The 12,474-nt window shown below is 60.6% G+C and carries 11 protein-coding genes; 10 read left to right on the top strand and 1 reads right to left on the bottom strand.

Annotation, left to right across the window (positions count from 1 at the left end):
• The first annotated feature begins 9 nt into the window (after positions 1-9).
• The 3 genes from QQ992_RS19355 (at position 10) to QQ992_RS19345 (ending at position 1,507) form a co-directional block, all read left to right on the top strand.
• The gene (locus QQ992_RS19355; protein ID WP_286110732.1) at positions 10-483 is read left to right on the top strand and encodes a hypothetical protein; all 474 of its coding nucleotides are present in this window, start codon (positions 10-12) and stop codon (positions 481-483) included.
• Between the two features lie 130 nt (positions 484-613).
• The gene (locus tag QQ992_RS19350; protein ID WP_009684718.1) at positions 614-868 is read left to right on the top strand and encodes a YkgJ family cysteine cluster protein; all 255 of its coding nucleotides are present in this window, start codon (positions 614-616) and stop codon (positions 866-868) included.
• A 33-nt stretch (positions 869-901) separates the two neighbouring features.
• Entirely contained in the window at positions 902-1,507 is a 606-nt protein-coding gene (locus QQ992_RS19345) for an START domain-containing protein (protein WP_025753288.1), read from the top strand.
• Positions 1,508-1,622: 115 nt separating this feature from the next.
• Here the strand turns inward: QQ992_RS19345 and gltA are convergent, their stop codons facing one another.
• On the bottom strand, positions 1,623-2,912 hold the full coding sequence (gene gltA, locus QQ992_RS19340; protein ID WP_016711651.1) for a citrate synthase: 1,290 nt from the start codon (positions 2,910-2,912) through the stop codon (positions 1,623-1,625).
• Positions 2,913-3,264: 352 nt separating this feature from the next.
• Between gltA and sdhC the strand changes: the two genes are divergently transcribed.
• From sdhC to lpdA, 7 genes are all read left to right on the top strand, one after another.
• On the top strand, positions 3,265-3,651 hold the full coding sequence (gene sdhC / locus QQ992_RS19335) for a succinate dehydrogenase, cytochrome b556 subunit (protein WP_012315350.1): 387 nt from the start codon (positions 3,265-3,267) through the stop codon (positions 3,649-3,651).
• Positions 3,645-4,013: a succinate dehydrogenase, hydrophobic membrane anchor protein gene (gene sdhD / locus QQ992_RS19330; RefSeq protein ID WP_003254214.1), complete on the top strand. Its 369-nt coding sequence runs from the start codon at positions 3,645-3,647 to the stop codon at positions 4,011-4,013. The genes sdhC and sdhD overlap by 7 nt, the downstream gene beginning before the upstream one ends.
• Before the next feature lie 3 nt (positions 4,014-4,016).
• On the top strand, positions 4,017-5,789 hold the full coding sequence (sdhA, locus tag QQ992_RS19325) for a succinate dehydrogenase flavoprotein subunit (RefSeq protein ID WP_060500822.1): 1,773 nt from the start codon (positions 4,017-4,019) through the stop codon (positions 5,787-5,789).
• 11 nt (positions 5,790-5,800) lie between these two features.
• On the top strand, positions 5,801-6,505 hold the full coding sequence (locus QQ992_RS19320) for a succinate dehydrogenase iron-sulfur subunit (protein WP_012315348.1): 705 nt from the start codon (positions 5,801-5,803) through the stop codon (positions 6,503-6,505).
• A 246-nt stretch (positions 6,506-6,751) separates the two neighbouring features.
• Entirely contained in the window at positions 6,752-9,583 is a 2,832-nt protein-coding gene (locus QQ992_RS19315; protein ID WP_105946497.1) for a 2-oxoglutarate dehydrogenase E1 component, read from the top strand.
• Positions 9,584-9,625: 42 nt separating this feature from the next.
• Positions 9,626-10,849 (top strand): 2-oxoglutarate dehydrogenase complex dihydrolipoyllysine-residue succinyltransferase, encoded by a 1,224-nt coding sequence (odhB, locus tag QQ992_RS19310; RefSeq protein WP_286110731.1) that lies wholly within the window; start codon positions 9,626-9,628, stop codon positions 10,847-10,849.
• Positions 10,850-10,945: 96 nt separating this feature from the next.
• Entirely contained in the window at positions 10,946-12,382 is a 1,437-nt protein-coding gene (gene lpdA, locus QQ992_RS19305) for a dihydrolipoyl dehydrogenase (RefSeq protein WP_003254207.1), read from the top strand.
• Positions 12,383-12,474: the final 92 nt, after the last annotated feature.

Genomic DNA, 12,474 nt, shown 5'->3' with positions numbered 1-12,474 from the left:
CCATTTGCCATGAATGCTTTACGCCGTTTTGCCCTGATCTTGTGCCTTGCACCGTTCTGCTGTGTGCCAGCCATGGCTGCGCAGCCGGCCAGCCAGGCTCCGGTAACCCAGGGCAAGCCAGTGCAGAAGAAGGCGACAGCCGAGCCTGCGCAGAAGCAGGTGGTAAAAAAAGCCGCCAACAGCAAGACCAAGGCGCACAAGCCGGTCAGCAAGGCGGTGGCCAAGCCACTGCCAAAGGCAAAGCTTGACCTCAGCCTGCCGGTCGATATGGTCAACTCACTTGAGCCGAACGTTGGCACCCCGTCGCCGATTCAGCGACGCAAACCCTTGCTGCCGCCCATGTTTACCGAGAAACCAGAAACCAACGACAGCCCGTTCCAGCTCAATGGCCGGCTGATCAACAACGAAATGCAGTTGCAATTGCGCAACGACAGCCGTCATGACGTTGAAGGGGCGGCCATCGATTTCGAGTACCGGCAGTAGCAGTCAAACTGACTGCCGGGTCACTGCACATTTCATCGTGCCAGCAATTTCAAACGCCTGTTTGAGCGGTTACTATCCAGGGACGTTCGTCCCGTTTTGTTCCAGGGAGTCCTGATTTTGGTGAATAGCCATGAATTGCCGTGAGGGCTGTGGTGCCTGCTGCATCGCCCCGTCCATCACTTCTGCGATGCCGCGCATGCCCAATGGCAAGCCGGCGGGTGAGCGCTGCCTGCACCTGACGGCTGCCAACCTCTGCGACCTGTTTGGCAAGCCCGAGCGGCCGGCGGTGTGCGGTGGCTTCAAGGCGGATGTCGAGGTGTGCGGCAGCGACCGTGACGAGGCAATCAGGATTCTGGGTTGGTGGGAGCAGATGACGGCGGCGTGAGAGGCTGGATCTTCGACAACAAGGATAAACATGATGAGATCGTTCAAGCGTATTGCACTGCTGTGTGGCATGGGTGTTTTGCTGTCGCCGGTGGCCTGGGCTGAAAACTGGCAAGTGGCCAAGGACGAGGAGGGGATCAAGGTTTCCCTCAGTGAAGTGGCTGGTTCCAAGTACAAGGCCTATCAAGGCGTGACCGTGATCAAGGCGCCGCTGGCCAAGGTGCAGGCGTTGCAGGAAGACGTGGTCGGCGCCTGTGCATGGATTCACGAGTGCAAGTCGCAAAAGCTGCTCAAGCATGAAGGTGACCAGAGCTGGACCTACACCCAGTTCAACACGCCGTGGCCGGTGACGCCGCGTGATTCGGTGCTGCATATCACCACGGTCAAGGGGGCTGATGGCAGCTTGACCCGTAATCTGGTCGAAGAGCCGACCTATGTCCCGGAAGAGAAGGGCTTTGTGCGGGTGGCGAAAGTGGAGGGCTTCTGGAAGCTGGTGCCCAAGGGTGACAGCACCGAAGTGACCTACCAGGTGCACACCGAGCCGGGTGGTAGTGTGCCGGCAATGGTGGCCAACAAGTTCGTGGTGGATGCGCCGTTCAATACCCTGAAAGGGCTGCGGGAGCGGGCTGAGAAAAACTGAGGTTTTGTGCTGCCTGCGCCGGCCTCTTCGCGGGTTTACCCGCGAAGAGGCCGGCGCAGGAAAGACCATAAAAAGGCTGCCCAAGGGCAGCCTTTTTGCGTTCGGCCAGTAAAGCTTACTTGCGGTCCTGCAGCGCAACGATGTCGCGCTTCTGCTCGCCGGTGTACAGCTGGCGCGGGCGGCCAATCTTGTACGGGCTGGAGAGCATTTCTTTCCAGTGCGAGATCCAGCCCACGGTACGTGCCAGGGCGAAGATCACGGTGAACATGCTGGTCGGAATGCCGATCGCCTTGAGGATGATCCCCGAGTAGAAGTCGACGTTCGGGTACAGCGAGCGCTCGATGAAGTAAGGATCGGTGAGGGCGATCTCTTCCAGGCGCATGGCCAGTTCCAGCTGCGGGTCGTTCTTGATGCCCAGCTCGCGCAGGACTTCGTCGCAGGTCTGCTTCATCACGGTGGCGCGCGGGTCGCGGTTCTTGTACACGCGGTGACCGAAGCCCATCAGCTTGAACGGGTCGTTCTTGTCCTTGGCCTTGGCGATGAACTTGTCGATGTTCGAAACATCGCCGATTTCATCGAGCATGGTCAGTACGGCTTCGTTCGCACCGCCGTGGGCCGGGCCCCACAGTGCGGCGATACCGGCGGCGATACAGGCGAACGGGTTGGCACCCGACGAGCCGGCCAGACGAACGGTGGAGGTGGAGGCGTTCTGCTCGTGGTCGGCATGGAGGATGAAGATCCGGTCCATTGCCTTGGCCAGTACCGGGCTGATCGGTTTGATCTCGCACGGGGTGTTGAACATCATGTGCAGGAAGTTTTCCGCGTACGACAGGTCGTTGCGCGGGTACATCATCGGCTGGCCCATGGAGTACTTGTAAACCATCGCGGCCAGGGTCGGCATCTTGGCGACCAGGCGCACCGCGGAAATTTCGCGGTGTTGCGGGTTATTGATGTCCAGGGAGTCGTGATAGAACGCCGACAGGGCGCCGACCACGCCGCACATCACCGCCATCGGGTGAGCGTCGCGACGGAAACCGTTGAAGAAGGACTTCAGCTGCTCGTGAACCATGGTGTGGTTCTTGACGGTGCTGACGAACTGGGCCTTCTGCTCGGCATTCGGCAGTTCGCCGTTGAGCAGCAGGTAGCAGGTTTCGAGGTAGTCGGATTGTTCGGCGAGTTGTTCGATCGGGTAGCCGCGGTGCAGCAGGATCCCTTTGTCGCCGTCAATGTAGGTGATCTTCGACTCGCACGAGGCAGTCGCCATGAAACCAGGGTCGAAGGTGAAGTGACCAGTGGCCCCCAACCCGCGGACGTCGATTACATCAGGACCAACGGTGCCGGTTAGAATGGGCAGCTCGACGGGGGCAGCGCCCTCGATGACCAACTGCGCTTTTTTGTCAGCCATGTGGCCTCCTATTAATGCTAGAAATCATCAGACAGACCCCCCACGCAGGGCCCGCACCACTATAGAGGGATAAATTCAGATGTCAATTTGCCTAAAGGCTTGTTGAATCAAGCATTCAAGCCTGATTTTTCCCGAAATTCTCGCCCATTTACGCCTTTTGTTCGCTAAAGGCAATGCGCTATTTGGGCTACCCCGTCACGTTGTCATAAGCAGCCTAACTGTCTATACTCGGCACCCGACCGCCAGGGGCTTGCAAGCCCGAACTGCTGGGGGTCGCCGTTCCCTGGGTGGTGGGTACCTGACCAGTACACTTACCAACAACTTTGCCCTGATTCGCTAGGGGCTCTTCAGTGTGAAAAAAGCCGTGAAAAGCCAACGACCTGTAAACCTAGACCTAAGGACCATCAAGCTCCCCGTCACTGCGTACACGTCCATCCTGCACCGTATCTCCGGCGTCATCCTGTTCCTCGGTCTTGCCATCATGCTTTATGCACTGGGCAAGTCGCTGGGTTCCGAGGAAGGCTTCGGTGAGGTGAAGGCGTGTCTGACCAGCCCGCTGGCCAAATTCGTGACCTGGGGCCTGCTGTCTGCCCTGCTTTATCACCTCGTGGCAGGTGTTCGTCACCTGATCATGGACATGGGTATCGGTGAGACGCTGGAAGGCGGCAAGCTGGGCTCGAAAATCGTGATCGTCATCTCCGTGGTGCTGATCGTTCTGGTGGGAGTTTGGGTATGGTAACCAATGTCACGAACCTGTCGCGTTCGGGCCTCTATGACTGGATGGCGCAGCGCGTTTCTGCGGTCGTTCTCGCGGCTTACTTCCTCTTCCTGATCGGCTACGTGGTCGCCCACCCAGGCATCGACTACACCCAGTGGCATGGTCTGTTCTCCAACAACGCGATGCGGATCTTCAGTCTGCTGGCCCTCGTTGCCCTGGGCGCTCACGCCTGGGTCGGCATGTGGACCATTGCAACCGACTACCTGACGCCTATGTCGTTCGGCAAGTCGGCAACTGCGATTCGTTTCCTGTTCCAGGCGGTATGCGGCGTTGCGATGTTCGCTTACTTCGTCTGGGGTGTGCAGATTCTCTGGGGTATCTGATCCATGGCTAGCATTCCAACCATTTCCTTCGACGCCATCATCATCGGTGGCGGCGGCGCCGGCATGCGCGCCGCGCTGCAACTGGCTCAAGGCGGCCACAAGACTGCCGTAGTCACCAAGGTCTTCCCGACCCGTTCGCACACTGTATCCGCCCAGGGCGGCATCACCTGCGCCATCGCTTCGGCCGACCCGAACGACGACTGGCGCTGGCACATGTACGATACCGTCAAGGGTTCCGACTACATCGGTGACCAGGACGCTATCGAATACATGTGTCAGGAAGGCCCGGCTGCGGTCTTCGAACTGGACCACATGGGTCTGCCGTTCTCGCGTACCGAAACCGGCCGCATCTACCAGCGTCCGTTCGGTGGTCAGTCCAAGGACTTCGGTAAGGGTGGCCAGGCCGCCCGTACCTGTGCCGCTTCCGACCGTACCGGTCACGCGCTGCTGCACACCCTGTACCAGGGCAACCTGAAAGCCGGTACTACCTTCCTCAACGAGTACTACGCGGTTGACCTGGTGAAGAACCAGGAAGGTGCGTTCGTCGGTGTGATCGCGATCTGCATCGAAACCGGCGAAACCATGTACATCAAGTCCAAGGCCACCGTTCTGGCCACTGGCGGTGCCGGTCGTATCTACGCCTCCACCACCAACGCCCTGATCAACACCGGTGACGGTATCGGCATGGCCCTGCGTGCAGGCGTACCGGTGCAGGACATCGAGATGTGGCAGTTCCACCCGACCGGTATCGCCGGCGCCGGTGTACTGGTAACCGAAGGTTGCCGTGGTGAAGGTGGCTACCTGATCAACGCCCACGGCGAGCGCTTCATGGAGCGTTACGCGCCGAACGCGAAAGACCTGGCCGGCCGCGACGTGGTTGCCCGTTCCATGGTCAAGGAAATCATCGCCGGCAACGGCGTGGGCCCGAACAAGGACCACGTACTGCTGAAGCTGGACCACCTGGGCGAGGAAGTGCTGCACAGCCGCCTGCCAGGTATCTGCGAACTGTCCAAGACCTTCGCCCACGTCGACCCTGTGGTCGCGCCGGTTCCGGTCGTGCCGACCTGCCACTACATGATGGGCGGCGTTGCCACCAACATTCATGGCCAGGCCATCACCATGGACGCCGAAGGCCAGGACCACATCATCCCGGGCCTGTTCGCCGTAGGTGAAGTGGCGTGCGTATCGGTTCACGGTGCCAACCGTCTGGGCGGCAACTCGCTGCTCGACCTGGTGGTGTTCGGCCGTGCTGCCGGCCTGCACCTGGAGAAGGCGCTGAGCGACGGCATCGAACATCTCGACGCCAGCGACACCGACATCGATGTTGCCCTGAGCCGCCTGAACAACCTCAACGGGCGTACCACGGGTGAAGACGTTGCGAGCCTGAAGCGCGAACTGCAGAGCTGCATGCAGAACTACTTCGGTGTATTCCGTACTGGCGAATACATGCTGAAGGGTATCGAGCAGCTGGCTGGCCTGCGCGAGCGTATCGCCAACGTCAAGATCAACGACAAGTCCCAGGCCTTCAACACCGCGCGTATCGAAGCGCTGGAGCTGCAGAACCTGCTGGAAGTCGCCGAAGCTACCGCCATCGCGGCCGAAGCCCGTAAAGAGTCCCGCGGCGCTCACGCCCGTGAAGACTTCGAAGACCGTGACGACGAAAACTGGCTGTGCCACACCCTGTACTACCCGGGTGAGAAGCGCGTTGCCAAGCGCGGCGTCAACTTTGCGCCGAAGACTGTTCCAGCCTTCGAACCAAAAGTCCGGACTTACTAAGGGTGGCTGCTATGTTGAAAGTCGAAGTTTATCGTTACAACCCGGACACCGACTCGGCGCCCAAGATGGAGTCGTTCGACGTCGATACCGGCGGCAAGGACCTGATGGTTCTCGATGTATTGGCGCTGATCAAGGAAAAGGACGAAGGTTTCTCGTACCGTCGCTCCTGCCGTGAAGGCGTGTGCGGTTCCGACGGCATGAACATGAACGGCAAGAACGGCCTGGCCTGCATCACCCCGCTGTCGGGTGTGGTCAAAGGCAACAAGCTGGTTCTGCGCCCGCTGCCAGGCCTGCCGGTCATTCGTGACCTGGTGGTCGACATGAGCATCTTCTACAAGCAGTACGAGAAGGTGAAGCCGTTCCTGCAGAACGATACCCCGGCACCGGCCATCGAGCGCCTGCAGTCGCCGGAAGACCGTGACAAGCTGGATGGCCTGTACGAGTGCATCCTGTGCGCGTGCTGCTCGACGTCCTGCCCGTCGTTCTGGTGGAACCCGGACAAGTTCCTGGGCCCGGCTGCACTGCTGCAAGCCTACCGCTTCCTGGCTGACAGCCGCGACACCAAGACTCAGGAGCGCCTGGCGTCCCTGGATGACCCGTTCAGCGTATTCCGCTGCCGCGGGATCATGAACTGCGTAAACGTTTGCCCGAAAGGTCTGAATCCGACCAAGGCAATCGGTCACGTACGTAACATGCTGCTGCAAAGCGGCACCTGATACAAAGTGTTGTACCTGCAGTAAGCCGAGGTGCGGGTGGTGAGCCCGCACTGAGGTAAAACCCGAACAAAGGCCCACAAAGCCTGCGTTCATTACCTATGAAGATATGAGACCAGCAGGGGCTTTCCGGGCTGGTACCCGGAAAATCAGCAGGATCCAAGTGGCGTGGTTCAGTCGCTGTATTCGGACTTTTCCAGGTTTGCTGTGGCTCTCGCCGATCAGTCCCCTAATCGAGGGTGACCAAGCATGCAAGAAAGCGTGATGCAGCGCATGTGGGAAAGCGCCCACCTTTCAGGTGGTAACGCTGCATATGTGGAAGAGCTCTACGAGCTCTACCTGCACGACCCTAACGCTGTGCCAGAAGAGTGGCGCACCTACTTCCAGAAGTTGCCCGCCGACGGCAGCACCGCTACCGATGTATCGCACTCGACAATCCGCGACCATTTCGTACTGCTGGCAAAGAACCAGCGCCGCGCCCAACCGGTATCCGCCGGGAGCGTGAGCAGTGAACACGAGAAGAAGCAGGTTGAAGTTCTGCGACTGATCCAGGCCTATCGTATGCGCGGCCATCAGGCTGCCAAGCTCGACCCGTTGGGGTTGTGGCAGCGTCCTGCGCCCGTAGACCTGTCGATCAATCACTACGGCTTGACCAATGCCGATCTTGATACGACCTTCCGTGCCGGCGACCTGTTCATCGGCAAAGAGGAGGCGAGCCTACGCGAGATCTTCGAGGCGCTCCAGAAGACATATTGTCGCACCATTGGCGCCGAGTTCACCCACATCGTCGATTCCGAGCAGCGCAGCTGGTTCCAGCAGCGCCTGGAAAGCGTGCGCGGCCGTCCGGAGTTTTCCGCTGACGTGCAGGCTCACCTGCTCGAGCGCGTGACTGCCGGTGAAGGCCTTGAGAAATACCTGGGCACCAAGTACCCGGGCACCAAGCGTTTCGGCCTTGAGGGCGGCGAAAGCCTGATCCCGATGCTGGACGAGATGATCCAGCGTTCCGGCTCCTACGGCACCAAGGAAGTCGTGATCGGCATGGCCCACCGTGGCCGTTTGAACGTCCTGGTGAACACCTTCGGCAAGAACCCGCGCGAGCTGTTCGACGAGTTCGAAGGCAAGAAGATGAACGAGCTGGGCTCCGGTGACGTGAAGTATCACCAGGGCTTCTCCTCGAACGTGATGACCGCCGGTGGCGAAGTGCACCTGGCCATGGCGTTCAACCCGTCCCACCTGGAAATCGTATCGCCAGTGGTCGAAGGTTCGGTGCGCGCCCGTCAGGACCGCCGCAACGACACCGTTGGCGACAAGGTACTGCCGATCTCGATCCACGGCGACGCAGCGTTCGCCGGCCAGGGCGTGGTCATGGAAACCTTCCAGATGTCGCAGACCCGCGGTTTCAAGACCGGCGGCACCGTGCACATCGTGATCAACAACCAGGTGGGTTTCACCATCAGCAACCCGCTGGATGCGCGCTCTACCGAGTACGCCACCGACGTTGCCAAGATGATCCAGGCGCCGATCCTGCACGTGAACGGCGATGACCCGGAAGCGGTGCTGTTCGTCACCCAGCTGGCGATCGACTATCGCATGCAGTTCAAGCGTGACGTGGTGATCGACCTGGTCTGCTACCGTCGTCGCGGCCACAACGAGGCCGACGAGCCAAACGGTACCCAGCCGCTGATGTATCAGCAAATCAGCAAGCAGCGCACTACCCGTGAGCTGTACGCCGATGCACTGATCCAGGCCGGCCGCATCGATGCCGAGCGCGCCCAGGCCAAGATCGACGAGTACCGCAACGCGCTGGACAACGGTCTGCACGTTGTGAAGAGCCTGGTCAAGGAGCCGAACCGCGAGCTGTTCGTCGACTGGCGCCCGTACCTGGGCCATGCCTGGACCGCGCGTCACGACACCCGCTTCGACCTCAAGACCCTGCAAGACCTGTCGGCCAAGCTGCTGGAAATTCCGGAAGGCTTCGTCGTTCAGCGTCAGGTCGCGAAGATCTACGAAGACCGCCAGAAGATGCAGGCCGGTGGCTTGCCGATCAACTGGGGTTATGCAGAGACCATGGCTTACGCCACCCTGCAGTTCGAAGGTCACCCGATCCGCATGACCGGTCAGGACATCGGCCGTGGCACCTTCTCGCACCGTCACGCGGTGCTGCACAACCAGAAGGACGCCAGCACCTACGTACCGCTGAAGAACCTGTTCCCGGAGCAGCCGCGCTTCGACCTGTACGACTCCTTCCTGTCGGAAGAAGCGGTACTGGCCTTCGAATACGGCTACTCGACCACCACGCCGAACGCGCTGGTGATCTGGGAAGCCCAGTTCGGCGACTTCGCCAACGGTGCGCAAGTGGTGATCGACCAGTTCATCACCAGCGGCGAGCACAAGTGGGGCCGTCTGTGTGGCCTGACCATGCTGCTGCCACACGGTTATGAAGGGCAGGGTCCGGAGCACTCCTCCGCGCGTCTGGAGCGTTACCTGCAGCTGTGCGCCGAGCACAACATCCAGGTGTGCGTACCGACCACCCCGGCTCAGATCTACCACCTGCTGCGTCGTCAGGTTATCCGTCCGCTGCGCAAGCCGCTGATCGTGCTGACGCCAAAGTCGCTGCTGCGCCACAAGCTGGCCATCTCGACCCTGGAAGACCTGGCCGAAGGCTCGTTCCAGACCGTGATCCCGGAAATCGACACCCTCGATCCGGCCAAGGTCGAACGCCTGGTCCTGTGCGGTGGCAAGGTTTACTACGACCTGCTGGAAAAACGCCGTGCCGAAGGCCGCGAAGACATCGCCATCGTGCGTATCGAGCAGCTGTATCCGTTCCCGGAGGACGACCTGGTCGAAATCCTGGCGCCGTACACCAACCTCAAGCATGCGGTCTGGTGTCAGGAAGAGCCGATGAACCAGGGCGCCTGGTACAGCAGCCAGCACCACATGCGCCGTATCCTGGGCCGCCACAACAAGGCGCTGGTCCTGGAATACGCCGGCCGCGACGCTTCTGCCGCGCCAGCCTGTGGTTACGCTTCGAAGCACGCCGAACAGCAGGAAAAACTGCTGCAAGACGCCTTCACTGTCTAACGCCTTCGCGCACCTGAAACCGAATTTAAGGAAACACTGATAATGGCTATCGAGATCAAAGCCCCAACCTTCCCGGAATCGGTTGCCGATGGCACCGTTGCCACCTGGCACAAGCAGCCGGGCGAAGCCGTCAAGCGTGACGAGCTGATCGTCGACATCGAGACCGACAAGGTCGTCCTGGAAGTACTGGCCACCGCCGACGGCGTGCTGGGCGCCATCGTCAAGGGCGAGGGCGACACTGTCCTGTCCGACGAAGTGCTGGGTTCGATCGTTGAGGGCGGCGCTGCCGCCGCTGCACCTGCTGCTGCCCCGGCCGCTGCTGCTCCGACTGCCGCTGCTGCCGACGCTGGCGAAGACGACCCGATCGCTGCCCCGGCCGCGCGCAAGCTGGCTGAAGAAAACGGCATCGACCTGGCTGCCGTTGCCGGCACTGGCAAAGGTGGTCGCATCACCAAGGAAGACGTCGTTACTGCCGTCGCCAACAAGAAGTCGGCGCCTGCCGCTGCCCCGGCTGCCAAGCCTGCTGCCGCTGCTGCTGCCCCGGTTGTCGTCGCTGCTGGCGACCGCACCGAGAAGCGTGTGCCGATGACCCGCCTGCGTGCCAAGATCGCCGAGCGTCTGGTCGAAGCCCAGTCGAGCATGGCCATGCTGACCACCTTCAACGAAGTGGACATGACCGAAGTCATGGCCCTGCGTTCGAAGTACAAGGACCTGTTCGAGAAGACCCACAACGGCGTACGCCTGGGCTTCATGTCGTTCTTCGTCAAGGCCGCCACCGAAGCCCTGAAGCGCTTCCCGGCTGTCAACGCCTCGATCGACGGCAACGACATCGTCTACCACGGCTACGCCGACGTCGGTGTTGCCGTGTCCAGCGACCGTGGCCTGGTGGTACCGGTACTGCGTAACGCCGAGTCGATGAGCCTGGCTGAAATCGAGAACGGCATCGCCACCTTCGGCAAGAAAGCCCGTGACGGCAAACTGTCGATCGAAGAAATGACCGGCGGCACCTTCACCATCACCAACGGTGGTACCTTCGGTTCGATGATGTCGACCCCGATCGTCAACCCGCCGCAGGCCGCCATCCTCGGCATGCACAACATCATCCAGCGTCCGATGGCCATCAATGGCCAGGTCGTGATTCGCCCGATGATGTATCTGGCGCTGTCGTACGATCACCGCCTGATCGACGGCAAGGAAGCGGTAACCTTCCTGGTCACCATCAAGAACCTGCTGGAAGATCCGTCTCGCCTGCTGCTGGACATCTAATCGCGCAGCTGTAAGCTGCAAGCCGCAAGCTTCAAGCCGAAGCCTGCTGGTCTTGCGGCTTGCAGCTTGCCGCTTGAAGCTAAAAAGGAATCTTTTATGACCCAGAAATTCGACGTAGTGGTGATTGGTGCAGGTCCTGGCGGCTATGTGGCTGCCATCAAGGCTGCCCAACTTGGTCTGAAGACTGCCTGTATCGAGAAGTACACCGACGCCGAGGGCAAGCTGGCCCTGGGCGGTACCTGCCTGAACGTAGGTTGCATTCCTTCCAAGGCGCTGCTGGACAGCTCCTGGAAATACAAGGAAGCCAAAGAGAGCTTCAACGTCCACGGTATCTCCACTGGTGAAGTGAAGATGGACGTCGCCGCGATGGTTGGCCGCAAGGCTGGCATCGTCAAGAACCTGACCGGTGGCGTTGCCACCCTGTTCAAGGCCAACGGCGTTACTTCGATCCAGGGCCACGGCAAGCTGCTGGCTGGCAAGAAAGTCGAAGTCACCAAGGCTGACGGCACCACCGAAGTCATCGAAGCCGAGAACGTGATCCTGGCTTCCGGCTCGCGCCCGATCGACATTCCGCCGGCTCCGGTCGACCAGAACGTCATCGTCGACTCCACCGGCGCCCTGGAATTCCAGGCCGTACCGAAGCGCCTGGGCGTTATCGGTGCCGGCGTGATCGGCCTGGAACTGGGCTCGGTATGGGCTCGCCTGGGTGCTGAAGTCACCGTTCTGGAAGCCCTGGACACTTTCCTGATGGCTGCCGACACCGCCGTGTCGAAAGAAGCCCAGAAGACCCTGACCAAGCAAGGCCTGGACATCAAGCTGGGCGCTCGCGTCACCGGCTCGAAAGTCAACGGCAACGAAGTTGAAGTGACCTACACCAACGCCGAAGGCGAGCAGAAGATCACCTTCGACAAGCTGATCGTTGCGGTCGGCCGTCGCCCTGTAACCACCGACCTGCTGGCGGCCGACAGCGGCGTGACCATCGACGAGCGTGGCTACATCTTCGTCGACGACTACTGCGCTACCAGCGTGCCGGGCGTATACGCCATCGGTGACGTGGTACGCGGCATGATGCTGGCCCACAAGGCCTCGGAAGAGGGCATCATGGTTGTCGAGCGCATCAAAGGCCACAAGGCCCAGATGAACTACGACCTGATCCCTTCGGTTATCTACACCCACCCGGAAATCGCGTGGGTCGGCAAGACCGAACAGGCCTTGAAGGCCGAAGGCGTTGAGGTTAACGTGGGCACCTTCCCGTTCGCGGCCAGCGGCCGTGCGATGGCAGCCAACGACACCGGTGGTTTCGTCAAGGTCATCGCCGATGCCAAGACCGACCGCGTCCTGGGTGTACACGTGATTGGCCCATCGGCTGCCGAACTGGTGCAGCAGGGCGCAATCGCAATGGAATTCGGCACCAGTGCCGAGGATCTGGGCATGATGGTCTTCAGCCATCCAACCCTGTCCGAAGCGTTGCATGAAGCAGCGCTGGCAGTGAATGGCGGCGCCATTCACGTGGCCAACCGTAAGAAGCGTTAATTATAAGAAACCACGGCGGGCAGCCCGTCGTGAGTCTTGCGTGCATGACTCACCGCGGAACGTCCGCCGGACCGGATCACACGGGAAAACCC

Source organism: Pseudomonas kurunegalensis (assembly GCF_030291635.1).
Taxonomy (GTDB): domain Bacteria; phylum Pseudomonadota; class Gammaproteobacteria; order Pseudomonadales; family Pseudomonadaceae; genus Aquipseudomonas; species Aquipseudomonas monteilii.
This window is presented reverse-complemented; position numbering and strand designations above follow the sequence as displayed.